Raw genomic sequence first — 20,469 nt, 5'->3', positions numbered from 1 at the left:
CTGCTCAGGCCATGGGGCTGGCCATGGCGACGGTGAAATCGATCTCGGCCCAGATGCGCGTGGTCGCGGTCAGCACGAGCTTGCCGTCGACGGGCGTGCCGAGCCCGAGGTCGCGAATGAACGGCAGGCTGTCGAGCGCGCTCATCTCGATCGACCAGTTGCCCGACTGCAATTGCCAGCTGCGCAGCCCTGTCAGGTCGAGCGCGCCGTTCAACAGCGTCTTGTAGCTCGCCGCGGTGAGGCTGTCCGCCGACCGCGCCTGCTTGAGATAGAACACGGGGATCGGCAGGCCCCAGGCGCCGCCCAGGAACGACGCCATGCCCGGCCCGCTCGTGAGCTGCTTCATTCGCTCTTGGTCGGCCCCCGCACAGAGCTGCCGGAACGCATCCGCCGGAGAGGCCGCTGCCGTCGGGGTCGATCCCGCCGAGCCTTCGATTCGGATGATGCGCTGCTGGGAGGCGTGGGCCTCCGGCTCGTAGCTGGCAATCGCCAGCCCCGAGACGTCGAACGGATCGTTCGATGGTGCGCTGGCGGGCTGGGCGATGGTCGCGTGATATTTGGGAAAGCCCCAGAGCTCCTGCCCCGCAACCACCGACCAGGCATTGTCCACGAACAGATAGGCCGGCACGAAACCGATCGATTTCGGCAGCAAAGCGCCCCGCTCGTAGCTGCCCACCAAGAGCCACAGCCCGATATCGGTCTCGGACATCGTCCCCTGCTCCGCGAACGGCGGCGTGGCGGCCTGGCTCTTGCGCACCTGGATGACGTTGACGAAGGCCATGTCCAGCATCACGCGGAACTGGTCGCGGCCCGCGACGCGGTTGAAGGAGCGGTCGAGGAACCGCTGGCAGGCGCCGAGGTCGGCCGGTACGGCGAAGCCGTAGAAGGTTGAGTCGTTGCAGATATAGGGCGCCGGCGGAAGCGTGATCCATCCGGCGTAGTTGACGTAGGCGTTGGTGATGTAGGGTTCGGGACTGGTCGAGACGATCGGAATGTAGACGCCCGACAGCGCCGAGGCGGCGGCAAGACCGGACATCGCCGCGACCTCCACGCATCCGGCGTTGATCTCGGGCACGCGGGTCCAGTCGCCGGCGAGGAAGAGATTGTCGTAGCCGGACTTGCCGGACTCCATCCGATGCCGCAGCGTGCCCGGCAGGCTCAGCACGTAGCGCTCGCTCGGATTGATGTTGGCGCGCCAGAACTGAAAGTCGAGCCGCGCCGATCCGCTGATGTCGCTCGGCGCATGCAGGAGATCCCAGCGGAACGTGCTGCCGCTGCCGATGTTGGTCCACAGCGTATCGAGCCACGAGGTCATCCAGTCCTTGGATGCGCCCTTCACATAATCAGCAGCCAGCTCTTCATTGTTCGGCGCGCTCTCGTCGCTCATGATGGCGCAATAATAGGCGACCGAGCGCGGCCCCGGCGCCGGCCAGTCCTCGGCCGGCAGCAATTGCGACATGTCGGAATAGGTGTCGAGCGGCGGCTTGCAGGTGGTGACGATCGGCCCCATCGTCTCGAGCGACGGCCCAGGCGCCACGTAGGGACCGCCGAGATCTGCGACCGCGCAGTCGAGCCAGAGCTGCAGCGCCATGGTGCGCACGGTTGGGAGATTGTCGACCATGTCGGCCCAGGCCGGTTTCTGCTGCACCAGAGACTGGCAGATCTCATTGAGCGCGCCGACCGAGATGCCGAGGACCACCTTGTCGAAATCCTCGCCGAGCTGCAGGCTGAGCCGCGCCGCCGGGGGCGGCTGCGGCGGGTTGGGAGGACCATAGGCGTTCTCGAAATTGTAGCCTTTCAGCGCGTAGTACTCGCCGTTCTCGATCTCCTTCCATTTGGGCTCGGACGGCCAGCACCAGTAATCCTTCACCAGGACCAGGGGATCATATTTGCCGTCGACGAACTCGACCTGCTTGTCGATGTGGATGGTCGCGATGTTGCTGCCGTCCTCGGTCGGCTCGAGACTCGTGACCTTGTGAAAGAACTTGAAGTTCACGCCGCGCCGCGCCAGCACCTGGTAGATCGGCGTGCAGATCGTATCCCCCATGCCAACGACGGATTTATAGAAGAACGCACCCTTGTAGGTGAAGAACAGCCGCAGCAGTCCCTGAACGGCCGAGCAGGCCGACACCTGCTGCTGCGACGGCTCGCGGGAGCCGTTGCGAAAGGCGAAGATGTATTCATAGAGAGCGGTCACGATGGCGTTGTTGGCGGCCTCTTCATCCTGCTGCGCCAGAAAGCTACGGAATTCGTACCGGTCGAGAACCTCCAGGCCGTCCGTCAGGCAGTCGTTCTCGATGATGCCGAGCAGCATGCAGATGCCGAGATTGGCGAGGATCAACAGCCGGCGCAGGCCTTCCTCGAGGCCGTCGATCGTCTGGTGCTCCTTGACGATGCCGCGGAACGCATGGAGCAGCGCCGCCATGTCGCCCTGGGCATCGCGGCGGATCGCTTCGACGTCACTGTGCAGCTTCTCGCCGACGCGGTGGGCCAGCAGCAGCAGCGGATGGCCCTTGCCATCAGGCGCAACGGCCGCCAGCCGGGCCCGCCGCTCGGCGGGCATGGCGGCGATCACCTTCGCCAGCTCGGCATTCTGGTCGCCCGGCCAGTCGTCGAGGTAGTAGTTCAGGTTGAAAATGATGCTGGCGATGGTCCGCAGCAGCAGGGTCGAGAGCGGCGGCACGATGTTGTCGGCGGGTGCCCACAGGCTGTCCCGGCCAGGATAGACCGATTCATCGACATCCGGCTGGAACCAGAACGGCCAGGGCAACCATTGGCCATCAATGTCCTCGGCGTAGAAGATCTCGTTCTGCCGCTTGAACGCATCATCAATCGTCCTGATCGGATCGCTCGGCGGCGCATCGAGCGCCTTCAGCGCTGCACGCAGGATGGTGAAGGCATTCTCGTAGAAGCCGGCCCAGATATGCAGCCCGTGTTCCTCGATGCGCTGGCCCTGCTTGGCGTTGCGTCCGCTGGCGGTCTTGCCCCCGAGACGCCAGCCGAGCTGATAGAGAGTGATCTCGTAGCGCTCGCCGCGCGGATCGATCTCGCTCAAGGCGAAGGCCGCGCTCAACGCGCCGATGCCGCCGCCCAATATCGCCACGCGGGTCTTTCTTGCTGCCATGTCGATGATCCTGCCCTGACCTCGGACGTTCGTGCCCGGGCGAGCCGGTACGACGTCGTCCATCGGCGCACGGGTCCGCGGTCCGCGCGGCCCGTGCGGTTGAATGACATTCGGTACTATGGGTTTACAAAATCGGCGCCGCGCCCAGTTCAATCCGCGTGGCGATGCAATGAGGATGCATCGAATACCTATCACAATCTCCACGCGATCATCAAGCGGCGCAAGGCGCATCGTCGACCTCACGTGAGGCGACGACGGAGGCTATGGCATCCTTCCCGCCGGCTACGTCGTCATCCTCAACTTTTACGAGAAGAGCGGCGGATTGCCACCACTCAAAGACAGCGCCCCGATCACGCCGCCGTCGATCACGCCGGATCGGAATGCACGTCGCCGGGTCCGTCGAGAAACAGCGGCAGCCGCACGACGATGCGGGCGCCGCGCGGCGCGTCGGTGATCTCGATGCTGCCGCGATGGGCCTCCACCAGCGTCCGCACCACCGCCAGCCCGAGCCCGGCTCCGCCGGTGCCGCGATTGCGCGACGTGTCCAGGCGCGTGAACGGCTCCAGCATGGCCTTGCGCTGGTCGCGGGGAATCCCAGGCCCCTCGTCATCGACCGCCAGCATGGCGTGCTCCGGCTGGCGTTGCAGCGAGACGTGCGCCGCCTCGCCATATTTGAGCGCGTTATCGATGATGTTGGCGACGATACGGCGCAGCGCGACGCGGTCGCCCAGCATCAGCAGCTCGCGCCCGTCGCCTGCATTGTCGAAGCGCACCCGCGCCCGATGCGCGCGGCGATCCTCAACCTCGGCGCGCACCAGCTCGTCGAAGGCGATAAGCTCTTGCGGCAGCTCGCCGGCACCCGCCCTGCTCGCGAGCAGCGCGTCGTCGAGCAGACGGATCATGTCGGAGATATCGACCACGGCGCGCTGCCGCTCGGCGTCATCCGGAATCAGGTCGGCACGCAGCCGCAGCCGCGTGGCAAAGGTGCGAACGTCGTGAGCAATGCCGCCGACCAGCGCCATGCGCGCCTGCATCAGATCGGCGAGCCGGTCTTGCAGCCGCCCGAACGCCGTGACCACGGCGCGAACCTCTGGCGCATTGCGGCGGACGTCGGGCAGCGGTACCGCCGCCCCGCCGGGGTCGACCCGGTCGACGGCGGCCGCAAGGCGCACCAGCGGCCGCGTCTCACGCTGCATGATCAGGAGCGCGAGCAGCGCGACCACCGTTCCGAACAGGCCTGCGCCGAAGCCGATCGGCAGCCCCTGTTGGGTCAGCACCAGCGACGAGCGCGAGTCCACGACGAGAACATCGCCGCCGTTCAGGCCAATGCGAAACTCCAGGGCATTCTGCGGCGCCCGCGCGAGCCGGGGCAACCACCGACCCTCCGGCTCGGGCACGGAGGTGATGGTCAGCGGGCGCGCACCCAGCGCGCGGGCATAGGCGTCGCGCAATCCGGACCGGACCGGCGCGGGCTCTGTCCGCGGAGGCCGGACCGCCGCGTCAGCCCCGACCAGCCGGACCTCGAAGCGGTCGGAGGACACGGCATCGACGACCCGGCCCCGCTCCGTCCCGGGCGTTCGTTCGATCAGCTCGGCGAGCGCGGCCAGCCGCGTCGGCGGCGGCGTCGCGCCTTCGAGCTCGGCGGTACGGGCGCGGTAGAACCGCGCCAAGGTGACGATCCAGATCGCCAGCAGGCCGATGATGACGATGAGGCCGATACGCATCGCAAGCGTCAGCCGCATCATCACGCCACCGGCCTCACCGTCGCCGTGAACAGGTATCCGCCGTTGCGGACGGTGGTGATCAGGTTCGTTCCCGGGCTTGCGGCATCGAGCTTGCGCCGCAGCCGCGAGATCAGCATGTCGACGGTGCGATCGAACGGGTCGGCGGAGCGGCCGCGCGTCCAGTCCAGGATCTGGTCGCGGCTCAACACCCGCCGTGGCCGCTGCACGAAGCAGGCGAGCAGGTCGAATTCCGCCGAGGTCAGCTGGATCGGCGCGGCCTGGGCATCCACGATCTCGATGCTGCGGGCATCGACATCGACCACGAACCGGTCGAAACCGAAACGCCGGCTCGCGTCACGCGGTGGGCTCGCCTGGGAGCGCCGCAGCAGCGCGCGAACGCGGGCCAGAAGCTCGCGCGGTCCGAAAGGCTTGACCAAGTAATCATCGGCGCCGAGCTCCAGCCCGACCACGCGATCGATCTCGTCGCTCTTGGCCGACAGCATCAGGATGGGAATGTCGTCGCTCTGCCGCAGCCGGCGGCAGATCGAAAGCCCGTCCTCTCCCGGCAGCATCAGGTCGAGAATGATGAGATCAGGCCGCAGCCTTCGCAGCACGGCATCCATCGCCGGCGCCGTGGCGGCGACCTCGATCTCGAACCCTTCCCGGCGCATGAAATCGCTGACCAGCCGGCTGATCTCCGGGTCGTCCTCCACCATCAAAAGCGTGGCCGCAGGCATGCTCATCGCCAGGACTGATGCCCAAAACCCGCGGCTTGGCAATGGGCCGGGAGCGACTGTTACAAGCCGTTACGCGGCAGCCAAATACCGGGATGCGGACGACCAGGACGCCGCCATCCGGCCGGCCGAGAAGGCCGCCGCAGGCGCAAGGCACGCCCTCCACGCAGGCGACATTTAATTTTGCAGAGCCACTTGCTGAGCAAAATCAGATTTAATATAAATTAAATCGCGCGGCACTCCAATATCATTTAATGGTTATAAAACAAGATCCTCGTTCTCGCAGGCAACCGGGCGGCTCCGACGTCCGAAGCGCAACTGAAAAGCCTCACAAAAATGCTGCACAATCCTAACGCGAGCACGGTTGCCTCCCCCTCTCCACAGGAGCAAGGTTGGGAACGTAGCGGACCCGGACCGTTCGACATGGCGCTGGGATTCCTGCGCCGGCACTATCTGGTGATCGCGATCACCACCGTGCTTTCGCTCGTGGCCAGCTTCGCCCTGCTGAAAATCCTACCGCCCACCTATTCGGCGGACGTCAAGATCATGCTCGGCACCTCGAAAGCCGCAGTTGTGCAGCCGCAACCGCCGGTTCAGGACGAGCCGCCGCTCGACATGGAATCGCAGATCGAGATCCTTAAATCGAAGTCGATCGCGACAGCGGTCATCGACAAGCTCAACCTGGCGGACGATCCCGACTTCAACGGCAAAGCCAGCCCGCTGCATGGTGCGGTTGATGCGGTTCGCCGCCTCGTGAGTTCGGCGCCGCAGCCGAACGGGCCCTCGATGGACGATCTCCTCGACGAATTCCAGCGCAGGATGAACGCCTTCAGAATTGGCACGAGCACGGTCGTCGAGGTCGATTTCAGCGCCAGCGACCCCAATCGGGCGGCGATGATCGCCAACGCCATCGTCAAGGAGTATTTCGATCAGCAGTTGAAGGCGGAGGCGAACGAGCACCGCACAATCACCGCCTGGCTTCACGACCGCCTGCAGGATCTCGGCAACGACGCGACCGCCGCCGAACGCTCCGTGAACGAGCTGAAAAGCCGGTACAACATCGTCTCGGCCGACGGCAGGTTCATGGACCAGCAACAGGTCACCGAGCTCACCAACCGTCTGGTGGCGGTGCGCACGCGTACCGCCTCGCTGATGACCCGGCTCAATCGGTTCGACGACATGCTCGCGACGAGCAATGCCGATATGACGATCGACCGCGTAGCCGCGGTCTCCGACTTCTCCCCGGCAGAGCTCAGCGGCAACGTCAATCCGCCCGACGGTCTCTCCTTGAGCAATTCGAACAGCACGCTCATCATCAACAGCTTGCGTCAGCAATATCTCGATAGCGCCAAGCGCGAGTACGAGTATTCCGCCAAATATGGCAAGGATCATATCGCGGTCGTCAATATCCGCGCGACGATGAAGAGCATCCGCCAGGCCATCGTCGACGAGGTGCGGCGCCTTGCCGACGTCGCCAAGCACGATTACGAGGAGTCCAAGCAGCAGCAGCAGGAGATCGAGAAGCAGCTGGCGCAGGCCGTTGTCCGGTCGCAGGATACCAGGGCGGCCGAGCTCAGCCTCCGCGAGCTGGAGACCAGCGCCAAGAGCTATCGTTCCCTCTACGACACCTTCCTTCAGCGCTACATGGGCTCAGTCCAGCAGGGCTCCTTCCCGATTGCGAAGGCGCGGGTGATCTCAACGGCCACGCCGCCGAAGAAGAAGATCAAGCCGAAGTCCATCGTGCTGATGGCGATCGGCCTGTTCGGCGGCTTGGCGCTCGGCGGCGGCCTGGGCCTGCTCGCAGAAGTCAAGGACCGCAGCTTTCGGACGACCGACCAGGTCGAGGATCGCCTGCGCCTGCCCTGCCTCTCAGTCGTCCCTCTGCTCAAACGAGGCGAAGTCGACAGGTTCACCAAGAAGGCGACGGTCAACGCCGTTGCCAAGGCCGCCCCCGACAAGGCCGAACCCGACAGCAGCCAGCGCATGGTCTCGAGAGGCCCCGGGACCTGTTGGGCCGCATCCGCCATGCCCACCTCGCGCTTTGCCGAATCCATCCGCTCGTTGAAAGTCGCCATCGACCAGGATCCGAGCCGGACGTCGCGGAAGGTCTTCGGACTGACGTCCGCCCTGCCCAACGAAGGCAAGTCGATCATCGCCGCGTCGCTGGCTCAGCTCATCGCAAATTCAGGCAAGCGGGTGATCGTGGTCGATTGCGACCTCAGGAATCCGTCGCTTTCCGCCATGCTGGCCCCCGATGCCGGCACCGGGATCGCCGACATCGTCCTGGGAGGATGCCAGCTCGCAGACGCAGTCTGGACCGACCCGGTGACGCGCCTGGATTTTCTGCCGGGAATGGGCGCCGCACAGCGCGACACCAGCGATATCCTCGGCAACGAGCAGATGCGCAAGCTGTTCGAGCAGCTGCGGGCATCCTATGACTACGTCATCGTCGATCTTCCGCCGCTCGCGCCCGTTGTCGATGCGCGCGCCATCTCCGCGCTGCTCGACAGCTTCGTCCTCGTCGTGGAATGGGGACGCACGCCGGCCGAGGTGGTCGAGCACGCGCTGAACACAGCTCCCAACGTCTACGATGCCCTGTTCGGCGTCGTGCTCAACAAGACGAACATGAAGGCGCTGAAGCGCTACGCCAATCACTTCGGCGACTACTACAACCACAAATATTACGCTCGTTACGGGAGCGTGATGGCCGAGTAGGTCTGTCAGCGCGCGCCATCGAATGAGCCGCTGACAGAGAAGAGATCGGCCGTCAGCGCTGGTGCTCGGGGCGAATGGAGGGATGGGCGATGCCGGCACGCTCCAGAGCGCTGCGGACATAGACGCCTGAGAGATAGCCCACCTGGACTGCAATCAGACCGGCGCCGGCATACAGCGCGGCCGACAGCCCGCTGATGATCGAAGCCGCGATAGACTCCATGAAGACGATCGCGGCAAGCGCCAGCAGCGTGCGAACCGTGAACATCGTCCCGGCAACGACCCCGGCTGCAAAATGAAGCGTTATCACCCACATCAGTTCATGCCTCCTCGGGCGTCTCGAGAGGCTAGCGGCCAATGGTTAGCGATGAGCTAAGCCGCCCGGGAGGATTCGAGCAAGCGCACTGGAGCAACACTTCCAGGCGAAAGACGCCGCTACGGCCCGCTGAGCGGGTGCAGCACTGTCTGGCGGTTCTGCCAGCGTGCCCGGTAGAGCCAAAGCACCGCGGTCACCAGGACCACATCGAACAGGCCCATCATTGTCTGGCCGTAGACCTGCGGGTGAACGCCGCCCAGGAGGAGCGCGAGTTTGACCGCTTGCCGCACCACCTCCGACCCAAGGAACGCGATCAGCGAGTTCTGGCCGACGTTGAGGATGAGCGCGACCGCCGGCGATCGCCGGGTGCGCGCGAACACCGCCCACAACATCGCCAACAGCAGCGGCAATGTCCAAAGCAGGTTGAGGAGCTTGTCGAACCGATAGGGGTATTTTTCGCCATTGCTGGGAAAGCCGAGTCCGTAGTCGAGCAGCAGCCCGAAGATGAAGATCCCCGCCAGCGCCGTGTAGAACGCGGGTCCGATCAAGCGGTTGGACCGATGGAGATCTCCGAGCCAGATGCCAATCATGAAAAACATCTGCGCCTGGAGCGAGAACAGCAACAGAATGACGGCTGGATTCTCGAACTCGGTTGCCGTGGTCGTATTGCTGAACCAGGTGCAGGCCACGAAGATCGCAGCCGACAACGCCAGCACCAGGAGCCTGCGGCGCTTGAACACCAGCAGAATCAACGGAAGCAGCAGGAACATCAACCCGTAGAATTTGAGGATCGTGATGCAGGTCGGCTCGGACTGGAACGTCAGAACGTCGAAAATCGCCTGCCCCACCGGTTCTCGCTTCTTCCCCAGGACAGCCATGCCCATCGCGACCGGCACCGAGATGACGAAATAGGCGGCGAGCACCTTCAACCCGCGGACAACGAGCTCTCCGTGTCTCTCCTTGTGCAGATAGACGTACCCGACCATGAACCCCGAGATCACGACGAACAGTTCGGCGAAGGGGTTGAATTTCGTGAACAGATCGACGGAGTCCGGAAAGACGTTGGCTGTGTGATGATAGAATACGAACAGCATCGCGCAGCTTCGATAGAAGTCGATCAGAAGCTCGCGTCCTTTTGGACTTGCAGCGCTCAACGCTCAATCTCCGAACACGAGTCACTCCATGGGCGGCGATCAGCCGAGGGGCGCTGGTCGGACTCACGGCTCAGGCAATCCTTCGCAACGCCGGCGAGCGCCGCGGCGGCGATCATCGAACCACCGATTGCGGGAGCTGTGATGCGATCGGTGACGAGCCTCCCCCTGTCATTGCCGGTCCAGTCCGCCGAAGCGGAAGATGCGGGCCATCAGCGGCGAAACGCCCACGAACGTCGCTATGCAGCCGTGGGCTTCCAGTTGCTTCCTCAGCATCAGCAGCAATCCGAGGAAGCGCGCATCGATGGCGCAGACGTTCGAGAAATCGAGCGTGACCGGCTTGCGGGACGCAGCAGCGGCACGGAAAACCGGGATGGCCCTGTCCACGTGGCGCGCATCGGCGGGCCCCGACAGGCTGAGCGTGACCGCTCGCGCTCCATGGTCCTGCGTGATGGTCAGCGCCTCACCCCGCTCATGCGTGCGCCGCATCCACCAGGTCCAGACCACGAACGGCAGCACGTGGGTGAGCATGAGGCCGAGCATCGCCGTCCCATCGTTCCAGTAGCGACGCCAGAGATAGGGCTCCTCCTTGATGCGCCACAGCCACTCGAAGCCTGATCGACGCAGGATTGCAGGTGCACGCTTCACCGTCCCGGCCTGGAAGTTGAGCGCGGCACCGAGGTGGGCGCGGACCGGAATCTCGAGACGCTCATGATTGCGCTGCAACCATGATTGTCCCTTCACGCTGCTCAGAGAGGCAACCAGGAAGTCGGCCCCACTGGCATTGATCTCGTCGATGATGTGATCCCGGCTCAACTCCTCGGCCGACAAGTAGCCGGGGTTCGACCAACCGACGCACTGCAATCCCGCCGACTGGCCGTTCAGCGTCCGGGCGGCCCGTTCGGCGGCTCCCTCCGGGCCGCCGAAAAGAAAGAGCTTCAGCGCGTTCGCTGCTCCGGCCTCCGACTTCAGCGCGTCGAAGATGTCCGCGCCGGCCGTCCGGCTCTTGATCGGAATCCCAAGCAGCCGGGCGATCCAGACCACCGGCATGCCGTCCACCGTACAGAGATCGCTCAGGATCAGCGACTCCCTGAAGCTCCTGTTCGACTGGCTGGCGACCAGGAAGTTGAGATTGGGAGTCGAGATGAGAAGCCGCGTTCTGCGTCGGGCAGCGTCGCGGATGCGGCGCAGCACGCCGCGCATGCCGATGGCATCGACCGGTATCCCGAGGACGCAATAGACGTCGCGCGCGAGGTCGTCGGGAACTGCGGGGTCGGACATGGCTGCAGCATCGGCCTCCGGCCGACCGCGACCCGTCCCGGAGCGCCCTACGCGATAGAGGGCTGATCCCGGCTCCTGCAATTCATGCGTGGTCAGCATCAGCCGCTCTCCCTCAATCTGCCCCGCCGCACGAAGATGCCGGGTTGCGGACCCCGGCCGCACCTCCCTGACGGAGGCGGGTGACCAAAATATCACTATTTAATTTTAAATCACACGACGCATTTAATACGATTTATTTGTGAATACCAGAGCAGATTTGCGGCGCAGTCGCAGCAATGTCTCCCAGGCGCACAACGAGGCGCTTTTATTTAATTGCATCTCTGGATAATATCGCTCGACAATATTCCTGGCGGCTGCCGGCCCGGCCGCCCCGTTCGAATGTCTGAGCCAGATTGTGATGCCGAGAATTTCAGCGACGACGTCGATGTCGGCCGGGCCGCGGGCCTCTGCGGGGACGTTCGACGTCTGCGCGCTGATACCGGTGCTGGCCTTCGCCTACTCGTCCCTCATTCAGCCGCTGATCTATTTCAGCTTCCCACCGTCGGCGGGGCTCCAGGGCCTGCTCGAGAGCCGGATTGAGAACCGGGTCTTCTGGCCGGTCCTCGCAGCCGTCGCCATCGTCGTTGCGATGCAACGCCTGGCCCGCGGCGACCGGCTTGCCCTTCCGCCCAACATTATCGCTCTCTGCGCCTACTTCGGATTGGCAGGCGCCAGCATCGGATGGGCATTCAAACCCGAGTTCGCCTTCGTCCGCTTCGTCCAGGAAGCGATGGTTCTGACCGCCGTCGTGCTGCCCGCCTTGTTGTCGAACCCGAACGCCAACATCATGCGCGGGGTGTTCCTCTGCTTCGCGGTCGGCGTGATCCTCAACATACTGTTGCTTCCCGGCGGCTATGCGACCTACGCGCTATACGGCAACACGCTGGTCGACATCGGCTACCAGGGCTATTTCTCAGGAAAGAACCTGCTGGGCGAGTTTGCCGCCATTGCGTTCCTGCTCTCGGTTCACGAGTTGCTCTATCCCGGAACGCGCCGCGCGCTCGGGATCGTCGTTGCCGTCGCTGCCATCGCCCTGATCTTCTTCTCGAGCTCGAAGACCGCGCTCGGTCTCGCTCTGGTCGCTCCCGTCCTGGCCATCCTGACGCTCGCGATCGCGAGAACGCTGCGGCTTGCGCCGATTCTGATTCTCACCGCGATGATCCTTGGCTACTTCATGTTCGGCGAGCTCGCGGGCTTCACGACCGGCCGCATCGCCTATCTGCTGACGGGCGATTCCAGCTTCACCGGCCGGACGACCATATGGGCCTTTTCGGAGATGGAGATCGCGAAGAGGCCGCTCCTGGGATGGGGCTATCAGAGCTTCTGGCTGGTCGGGGCAGACGCACCGAGCATCACCGAGGCACCTGGCTGGGTGAAGGCCATGCCGAACTCCCACAACGGCTATTATGATGCGATGCTCGAGCTGGGCTATGTGGGTCTTGCCTTTCTCCTCGTCTTTCTGGCGGCCACCGTTCACGTCATCGGCCGCGTGGCGCGCTACGACTACAAGCGAGCGTGGATCCTGCTGTCCGTCGCCTTGTTCGTCATGTTGTATGATTTTCTCGAGACCTTGTGGCTGCGCGCTTTCGACGTGTCCTGGGTCGTGTTCGTGCTCGTCACGGTCGAGGCCGCGCGATACTGGCGGAGGTCGCAACAGAGCATGCCCGCCTCTCCTCAGCCCGTGAGCAGGCGACCGGCTCGTTGGAGCCGCACACGACCGGCATGGCGGCCGCGACTCGGTGTCCGCACCTGACGGAAACCCGTTGGAGCCTCACGCCAGCTCTATTGCGTTGTTCCCGGCGTCGCCGCGAACGGCGTGCCCGCATCGAATCTCGCTTTGGCCGGCAACGTATGCAGCTTCGTATCGCCGGTCGGATCCACCCAGGGCCACGGATGATTGCCGAAAAAGCCCGGCTTGGCGCTCAGATACAGCGACGCCGGGAGCGGCTGCGCCGCGAGGCCGTCGGTCCAGACCACCTTGCTGGTGAGATAGTCGAAATTGCCACCGCGGATCACTGTGGTCAGCGTCTTCGGGTCTGGCGCCATGGTCCATCGCTCCGGATCGTAGCCAAGCATCCAGACGTTGCCGACACCGCCCTGCCCCCAAACCGCCGTGCCGGCCTGCATCGAAGGATCGTCGTAGGTCCAACCGCTCATGCGTCCCGGCCGACCCAGCACGTTGCCGGCGAACGAATCCCACCACGAGCCATATGCGAGACCCACGGCTCGAATGCCTGAACGATCGACGAAGCGCTGGCGTTGCCCCGTGAGATGGTTGCGGAAAAAGGTCAGATAGATCGCGTTGCCATGGGTGTAGTCGCTGTCGGCATTGTGGGACAGATTGCCTTCGAACAGGACGTGATGGGCGCCGGCCATGTGCGATGCGTTGATGCCGACCTCGACCCAGCCGGGGTTGTCGAAATCGAACGAGTCGTCGACATAGTTATAGCCGACGACGCTGCCGGCGCCGGACGACCGGAACACCATGTTCTTGCAGACGTCGACGAGGATGTTGTTCTCGATCAGGACCTCCGAGGAGCCCGCCGCCAGGCTGATCGCGTATCCGGCGCCGCCCGGCTGCGGCCACGAGCCGGTATGAATGTAGGAATCGCGGAGCTCGACCCGGAACGAATTATTGATCGCCACGCCCTCGCCGAGCCACTGCGTCACCTCGACGGATCTGGCCCAGGAGTAAGCGGCGGCTTCGAACCGCAACGCGCCGTCCGCTCCACCTACGATGCTCAGATCCTCGACGCCCACATTGGCAACGTGGATGTCGCGATGATTGGCGGCGTGGCGACCGCTGTTCGGGTCGGTGCTGTAGGGCGTGAGCTGCGCCTGGTGATCCCTGCGATAGCTGATCGTGAGCGGCGAGGTGAATGTCACCGTGCTCCCGGTCACCGAGGCGATCTCCTTGATCTCGGCGGTCGCCCGGTCGGCGCGGGCGAACCACGACATCGGCTTCGGCAAGACGCCGGGGGCCTGGTCATAGGGGCCTCCCGCATTCGCGCCGGCATTGTCATCGCCCGGCTGAACCGGATCGTGCATGTTCCAGGCGACGCGATCGCCTTGCCAGACCTTCGCTCCCGCCGGAAAACCGGCAGGCGTCGCCTGCCACGATGCGCCTGAGACTTCGTCGAGCAGGACGAAATCGCCCGGCTTCATATTCGCGGCGCTGGCGAGGGTGACGGTCGACGTTCCCTGTTCGCCGTCGGCCAGCAGGTTCTGCGACGCGCTGCTGTCGGGGCCATTGTTCCAGCGCGAAGGTCCGACGATGATGACAGGCTTGGGATCATAACTGTACGAGCTCGGGTCGACCGGCGTGAGGATTCCCTTCGTGCCGGCAATCACGGCCGACGTTCGTGCGCGTGCGCCGTTGGTTTTCACCAGCCTGGTCGCACCTGCGCCCGCGCCGCGCAGCGTGACCGGGCGACTGATCAAGAGCGGCTCGTTGACGATGAACGTACCGGGGTTGAGCATCACGACCCGGCCGGCGGGCGCAGCGTTCAAGGCGGCCTGGATCGCGCCGCTGTCATCTCTCCCGCTCGGAGACAGCGTGCGATAAATGATGGTGCGGCTCGGAATACCGCCGGCTGACATCAACCCCGGATTCCAGGCGGCCAGGCGCTCCGCCGGCAGGAGACTGCCGGCCAATGCCGGCCGGGTGGACGCGGCCGGCTCGGCGGCCTCGGCAGCTCCGCTGAGGATCAGCAGGGCAAGCGCTGCCGTGCAAAGCGCCCGGATGCCCACGGCATCGATCCGGCGCGACACCCGTGCAGACGACCGGGACTGAGCCTGAGTGCAACCGGGGATCACGAGGCGGACGCTATCCATGGGACCTTCTCGCAGGACCGACCACACATTGAAATGGCGCGCCGACTAAAAACACCATGACTTTGACACGCGCCATGACATAATATTAAATCACGATTTAATTTATTGAAAGGCGACCGGTGACTCCCCTGCTCGCGGCAGGTTTGCATCGGTCCTTCCGTCTTCCGCAAGGGATTTGATACGTGACGCCATCGCGCCGCTACCTGCTCGTCTCGCCCTGCCGGGATGAGGGCCAGTACCTCCGCCGGACTCTCGACAGCGTCGCTGCGCAATCGGTGCCGCCGGCGCTATGGATCGTGGTGGACGACGGATCGACCGACGACACCCCCGCCATTCTCGAGGAGTACGCCCAGCGCCTGCCCTATCTGCGCGTGATCCGCCGCGCCGATCGCGGCGGACGCAAGGTCGGTCCTGGCGTGATCGAGGCGTTCTATTCCGGCCTGGAGACGGTGCGGCTGGAGGATTTCGACTATCTCTGCAAGCTCGACATGGACCTCGATCTGCCCGGGCGCTACTTCGAGCTGCTGATGGAGCGAATGGAGAGCGATCCGCGGGTCGGGACCACCTCAGGCAAGCCGTGGTTCGTCCACCCGCAGACCGGCGCCCTGGAGCCTGAGGTCTGCGGCGACGAGATGTCGGTCGGGATGACCAAGTTCTACCGCGTCGCCTGCTTCCAGGAGATCGGCGGCTTCGTGCGCCAGGTCATGTGGGACGGTATCGACTGCCACCGCTGCCGCATGCTCGGCTGGATTGCCGAGAGCATCGATACCGAAGCACTGCGCTTCATCCATCTGCGGCCGCAGGGCGCCAGTCACAAGGGCATCTGGACTGGACGCCTGCGGAAGGGCTTCGGCCAGTACTTCATGGGAACGTCGCCGCTGTACCAATTCGCGGTGGCGGTCTATCACCTGCCGGCCTATCCCGCCTTGATCGGCAGCGCAGCGATGCTGTGGGGCTATTTCCGGAGCTGGCTGGCGGGCCTGCCGCGCTACGACGATCTCGAGTTCCGGCGCTTCCTCCGCGCCTATCAGCACGCCTGCCTGCGCCTGGGCAAGCGCGCCGCGACGGCCCGGATCGATGCGGAGCGGGCTCAGCTCTGGCGGGCCAGCCACGCCGCAGCCGATACGCGATGACGCTCGGCGGACAGATCGCCGCGGTACTGACGCGAGAATTGCGAAGCTAGGTGTTTCTCCGACTCCATTGGACAGCATGGCCAACATTCTCGAGTTCAGCCGCCTTCGTGATGCTTCCGCCGTGCCGCCGATGACGTCTGTCGACGGCGGTGGGACCGCGCCGATAGCGTCACACGGGATGAACGCTCATGGCAGCGCATCCCTGCTCATTCCATCACTCGACGGCATCCGCGCGCTGTCGGTGCTGATCGTGGTCCTGGGCCATTCCGGACTTCAGGCCATGGTACCCGGCGGCTTCGGCGTGACCATCTTCTTCTTCCTGAGCGGCTTCCTGATCTCCACGCTCATGCTCGCCGAGCATGAGCGCACCGGCGCGCTCGACGTTCCCAGCTTCTATGCGCGGCGCGTGTTCCGGCTGATGCCGCCTTTGCTGCTGTCCTTGGCGATCGCTTACGGTCTCACCGCCGCGGGCCTGCTGGACGGCGGAATGACCGCCAAGGGGCTGGCGGCCCAGGTCCTGTATTTCGCCAACTACTACGGCCTGTTCTTCGATCCAGGCAATACGGTTCCCGACGGCACCGGCATTCTGTGGTCCCTGGCGGTCGAAGAGCACTTCTACATCGTCTATCCCTTGCTGATGACCCTGCTGCTCGGATCGGTGCTGCGGCCGCGCACCATCGGCGCGCTGCTCGGGCTCGTCTGTCTCGGCGTCCTCGCCTGGCGCATCCATCTGGTGCACGCCCCGGAATTCTTCTCCGACCGCACCTATTACGCCTCGGACACCCGCATCGACTCGATCGCCTATGGCTGCATTCTGGCGCTGGTCATGACCCCGGTGCGGCAGCGCTCTTCCTCAGGACGGATGTCGGTGGCTCAATGGGCGCTGCTCGCCGGCGCCGCGGCGGCGCTGCTGGTCTCCCTGGTCTACCGTGATCCGGTGTTCCGGGAGACCGCCCGCTACAGCCTTCAGGGACTGGCGCTGATGCCGCTGTTCTACTTCGCGGTCCGCTTCGCCGACGCGCCGCTGTTTCGTCATCTCAATCACGCCTGGGTGATGACGCTCGGCACCTATTCCTACGCGATCTATCTGATCCACAACGTCGTGATCCGAACGATCGACAAGAACTTGCCCGCCATCGCCGCCAAACCCTACATCCTGTTTCCGCTCGCGCTCCTGATCTCGGTCCTCTACGCGGCGGCCATCGAGCGCTTCATCGAGCCGTATTTCAGGCGGCTCCGGCACAAGTGCAGGCCGGTGCCTGCCGTAGGCCGAGCGCAGGATACATCTGGCGCAGACTGGCCGCTTGGCGACCGTCTCGTCGAGAGTCCGACGACACGCGCATCCTGAGCGCATCGGCCCTCGTCAACGCTCACCGGCTGCTGCAGCCGGCACCAAGAGCGCGTACCGGGCACGGGCGCCCTTATGAACCGATCGGTGCACCCACCCGAACAAATGCGGCAAATTGTGCAATTCAATTTATTTAATCGCGCATTTAATACTCGACCCGAGCCAACGAATACTTTCGGGGGACGGGTGGATGCGGATCGCGAGCGCAGTTGCACGACGAATTCGACGAAATACGCTCGGTCCCCTGCCGGACGATCCGGCGCTGAGACCGTTGAGGTCACCGCTCCAGATCGATCTGTCGGGCAAGGTCGCGATGGTCACGGGAGCGGCCGGAGAACTCGGCCGTCCGATCGCCCGGACGCTGGCGGCCTGTGGTGCCAAGGTCGCCATCCACTATCTGACGGCACGCGCTGCTGCCGAACGACTCTGCGATGAGCTGAACGAGCTTCAGCCGCAGCACGCGTGTACGATGTCGGGTGACGTTGCCGTGCTTGAAGATGTCCAGGCGATGCGCCGCATCGCCGAGAGCACGCTCGGCCCCGTCGACATCGTCGTGAACAATGCAGTGACATGGTTCGACGAACGTCCCGTCGTCGAGCAGACACCCGACCAGTTCGACAAGGTGTTTCGCTCCTCGGTCCTGCAGGCCTGGGCCACCGCGCGGGTGTTTTCCGGCCCCATGATCGAGCGAAAATGGGGACGCCTGATCTCCCTGGGCACGGAGATGACGAGCCTGGCTCTGCCCAACCGAGCGCCCTACACGGCAGCCAAATGCGCCACGGACGGCATGCTGCGGTCCCTGGCGCGGGAGCTCGGACCGCATGGCATCACGGTCAATCAGGTCGCCCCGGGCTGGGTCATCTCCGACAAGGACCGTCGTGACCGTGACGAGGTGCAGCCGCTCTACGAGCGGTCCGTGCCGCTCGGACGGCGCGGCTACGATCAGGACGTCGCCAACATGATCGCGTTTCTGGCCTCGGACCTCGCAAGCTTCGTGACCGGCGTTCGCGTGCCGGTGTGCGGCGGAAGCGTCATGCCGGAGGCCTGAGCACGCGCATCTGGCGCCGGCTCTTCTGATGTCGGACGTCAGCGGAAGACGCGGTGACGGTGGCACCAACGCACGAACACATAGATCGACCATACGCGCGACCAATAGATCCCCGGAGCGCCATCGAGGAAGGCGCGCCAGAGGCGCTCCACGGCCGTGGGGTCCAGCCCCACCGGCGCAACGGCCTGCGGGTCCCGCAGGGTCCGGTCCATTGCATCCTGCAGGCCGCGCCGGATCCAACGATCGAGCGGCAGCACGAAGCCGCTCTTCGGCCGGTCGAACAGCGACGGATCGAGGCCACGCAGGCCGATCCGCCTGAGCATCGCCTTGCTTCGCAGCGGCTGATAGCGCGTCGCATCGGGCAGCCGGTCGACGCTTTCGAACAGCACCTGATCGACCAGCGGCACCCGCTGCTCCAGCGAGGCCGCCATGCTCGCCGCGTCATTGTCGCGCAGCAGGCGCTCGCCTAGAAACAGGCGCTGCTCCATGACGCTGATCGCCGACAGCGGGGCGCGTGCGCGGGTCTCCGCGGTGATCTTCGCTCTCATCGCGGCCGGCAGCCCGTCGCTCAGCGTATCGATGAGGTCCGGCGCGAGCAGCTCGCGCTGAAAACCGGGCAGGAACAGCGCATAGGCCATCTGGTAGAGCGCTAGAAGATCATCGCCGCGTCGAACCATCTCCGGGAGCTTGGCCCAGCGCGTCTGCGGCGCGACCGTCCCGCCCGAGGGTGACAGCATATTGGCAGCCAGCTTCGCCGCAGCAACCTTCAGGCCGGCCGGCACCCAGGCCGTACGCTTCGACCATTGCTGCAGGACCGGCAGGTCGCGAAACGACGTATAGCCGCCGAACAGCTCGTCGCCGCCGGTCCCCGACAGTGCCACCGTGAAGCCTGCGCCGCGGATGGCATGCGACATGTAGTACGAGTTCAGGCCGTCGAAGGTCGGCTGGTCCAGGCTGTCGAGCGCCGCTTCGAGGTTGTCGACGAAGTGCTGCTCGGTCAGCACCACCTCGTGATGCTCGGTCCCGATCGCGGCGGCGATCTGCCGCGCGATCGGCCCCTCGTTCAGCTCCTGCTCCTCGAACGCCAGCGTGAAGGTGTGGATCCGGCTCTTGGCCGCACGCTGCGCCAGATTGGCCATGACCGAGGAATCGACGCCGCCCGAGAGAAACACCGCAAGCGGCACGTCGCTGGCGAGATGCAGCCTCAGCCCCTCCTCCAGGATCGCGGCAAGCTGATCCTCATCCATCGTCGGGTCCGGGGCGCGCTCGGGGATCGACCAGAAATCCTCGTCGCGGACGGTGTTGCCGACACCGTCGAACGCGGTGAGATGGCCGGGAGACAGCAGCTCGACGCCCTTGACCGCCGTGCCGGGGCCGACCACGAAGCCGTTCCAGACACCGCTGGCGACGGCCTGCGGATCGAGCTGGGGCCTGCCCAGAAGACCGGACGCCAGGAGAGCGCGCAGCTCGGATGCGAAGGCCACCGACCAGCCCGCATCGGGCTTCGACGCGCGGGCGACATACAGCGGCTTGATGCCGAGGGGATCGCGCGCCAGCAGCAGCCGGCGCTCCTTCGGGTCCCAGCAGGCGAACGCAAACATGCCGCGCAACCAGGCCACCGCCTTTGGCCCATGCAGGCCGAGCGCGCGCAGCATCACCGCGGTATCGCCCGTCGAGCTGAACTGCTGGCCGTCGTTGACCAGACGCTGCCGCAGATCGGCGAAATTATAGATCTCGCCGTTGAAGACGATGACGTGCCCGGTGACCGGATCGATCATCGGCTGCACACCGGCGGGCGACAGATCGAGGATTGCGAGCCGGCGGTGCGCCAGCAGCGCGCCCCAGCCACGCTCGTCCGCGGCCGAGGCCCAAATTCCCCCGGCATCCGGACCGCGATGGAGCATGGCGTCGTTCATCCGCTGCAGCGCTGCGCGGTTGTCGTCGTCCACCCGTCCGATGATCCCAGCGATGCCACACATCAGAACAATCCGCTTGCGACGCGCGACGTCAAAATGGCGGACGCGG

At 64.9% G+C, this 20,469-nt stretch carries 13 protein-coding genes; 5 read left to right on the top strand and 8 right to left on the bottom strand.

The genetic code is table 11. From position 1 onward, the window contains the following. Positions 1–4: 4 nt before the first annotated feature. The 3 genes from QX124_RS14960 to QX124_RS14950 form a co-directional block, all read right to left on the bottom strand. On the bottom strand, positions 5–3,124 hold the full coding sequence (locus QX124_RS14960) for an NAD(P)-binding protein (protein ID WP_315797562.1): 3,120 nt from the start codon (positions 3,122–3,124) through the stop codon (positions 5–7). Positions 3,125–3,489: 365 nt separating this feature from the next. Continuing rightward, complete coding sequence (locus tag QX124_RS14955) at positions 3,490–4,866, bottom strand: ATP-binding protein (RefSeq protein ID WP_315797561.1); 1,377 nt, start codon at positions 4,864–4,866, stop codon at positions 3,490–3,492. 2 nt (positions 4,867–4,868) lie between these two features. Then, entirely contained in the window at positions 4,869–5,591 is a 723-nt protein-coding gene (locus QX124_RS14950; protein WP_315797560.1) for a response regulator transcription factor, read from the bottom strand. Between the two features lie 414 nt (positions 5,592–6,005). On the opposite strand from QX124_RS14950, the gene QX124_RS14945 reads away from it, so the two are divergent. Then, positions 6,006–8,297 (top strand): polysaccharide biosynthesis tyrosine autokinase, encoded by a 2,292-nt coding sequence (locus QX124_RS14945; protein WP_315797559.1) that lies wholly within the window; start codon positions 6,006–6,008, stop codon positions 8,295–8,297. Between the two features lie 52 nt (positions 8,298–8,349). Here the strand turns inward: QX124_RS14945 and QX124_RS14940 are convergent, their stop codons facing one another. The 3 genes from QX124_RS14940 to QX124_RS14930 form a co-directional block, all read right to left on the bottom strand. Beyond that, entirely contained in the window at positions 8,350–8,610 is a 261-nt protein-coding gene (locus QX124_RS14940; protein WP_315797558.1) for a hypothetical protein, read from the bottom strand. 119 nt (positions 8,611–8,729) lie between these two features. Further along, a complete protein-coding gene (gene opgC / locus QX124_RS14935; RefSeq protein WP_315777004.1) occupies positions 8,730–9,764 on the bottom strand; it encodes an OpgC domain-containing protein in 1,035 nt (344 codons plus the stop codon). A gap of 168 nt (positions 9,765–9,932) precedes the next feature. Then, on the bottom strand, positions 9,933–10,964 hold the full coding sequence (locus QX124_RS14930) for a WecB/TagA/CpsF family glycosyltransferase (RefSeq protein WP_315777005.1): 1,032 nt from the start codon (positions 10,962–10,964) through the stop codon (positions 9,933–9,935). Between the two features lie 475 nt (positions 10,965–11,439). Between QX124_RS14930 and QX124_RS14925 the strand changes: the two genes are divergently transcribed. Then, positions 11,440–12,834: an O-antigen ligase family protein gene (locus tag QX124_RS14925; protein WP_315739494.1), complete on the top strand. Its 1,395-nt coding sequence runs from the start codon at positions 11,440–11,442 to the stop codon at positions 12,832–12,834. Between the two features lie 29 nt (positions 12,835–12,863). Here QX124_RS14925 and QX124_RS14920 read toward each other — a convergent pair whose 3' ends face one another. After that, complete coding sequence (locus QX124_RS14920; protein ID WP_315739493.1) at positions 12,864–14,915, bottom strand: glycosyl hydrolase family 28-related protein; 2,052 nt, start codon at positions 14,913–14,915, stop codon at positions 12,864–12,866. A 182-nt stretch (positions 14,916–15,097) separates the two neighbouring features. On the opposite strand from QX124_RS14920, the gene QX124_RS14915 reads away from it, so the two are divergent. The 3 genes from QX124_RS14915 to QX124_RS14905 all read left to right on the top strand — a co-directional run bounded on the left by QX124_RS14915 (position 15,098) and on the right by QX124_RS14905 (position 18,444). Then, positions 15,098–16,048, top strand: a complete 951-nt coding sequence (locus QX124_RS14915) for a glycosyltransferase (protein WP_315739492.1) — start codon at positions 15,098–15,100, stop codon at positions 16,046–16,048. A gap of 178 nt (positions 16,049–16,226) precedes the next feature. After that, positions 16,227–17,396, top strand: coding sequence for an acyltransferase (locus QX124_RS14910; RefSeq protein ID WP_315797557.1), 1,170 nt, complete (start codon positions 16,227–16,229; stop codon positions 17,394–17,396). Positions 17,397–17,667: 271 nt separating this feature from the next. Continuing rightward, positions 17,668–18,444, top strand: coding sequence for an SDR family NAD(P)-dependent oxidoreductase (locus QX124_RS14905; RefSeq protein WP_315797556.1), 777 nt, complete (start codon positions 17,668–17,670; stop codon positions 18,442–18,444). 38 nt (positions 18,445–18,482) lie between these two features. Here QX124_RS14905 and asnB read toward each other — a convergent pair whose 3' ends face one another. Beyond that, positions 18,483–20,423, bottom strand: a complete 1,941-nt coding sequence (asnB, locus tag QX124_RS14900; RefSeq protein ID WP_315797555.1) for an asparagine synthase (glutamine-hydrolyzing) — start codon at positions 20,421–20,423, stop codon at positions 18,483–18,485. Positions 20,424–20,469 lie beyond the last annotated feature (46 nt).

The sequence above is a fragment of the Bradyrhizobium sp. SZCCHNRI3043 genome (assembly GCF_032377735.1).
In the GTDB taxonomy this organism is placed as follows: domain Bacteria; phylum Pseudomonadota; class Alphaproteobacteria; order Rhizobiales; family Xanthobacteraceae; genus Bradyrhizobium.
The sequence above is the reverse complement of the archived record's forward strand: the minus strand, read 5'-3'. Positions and strand labels throughout refer to the sequence as shown.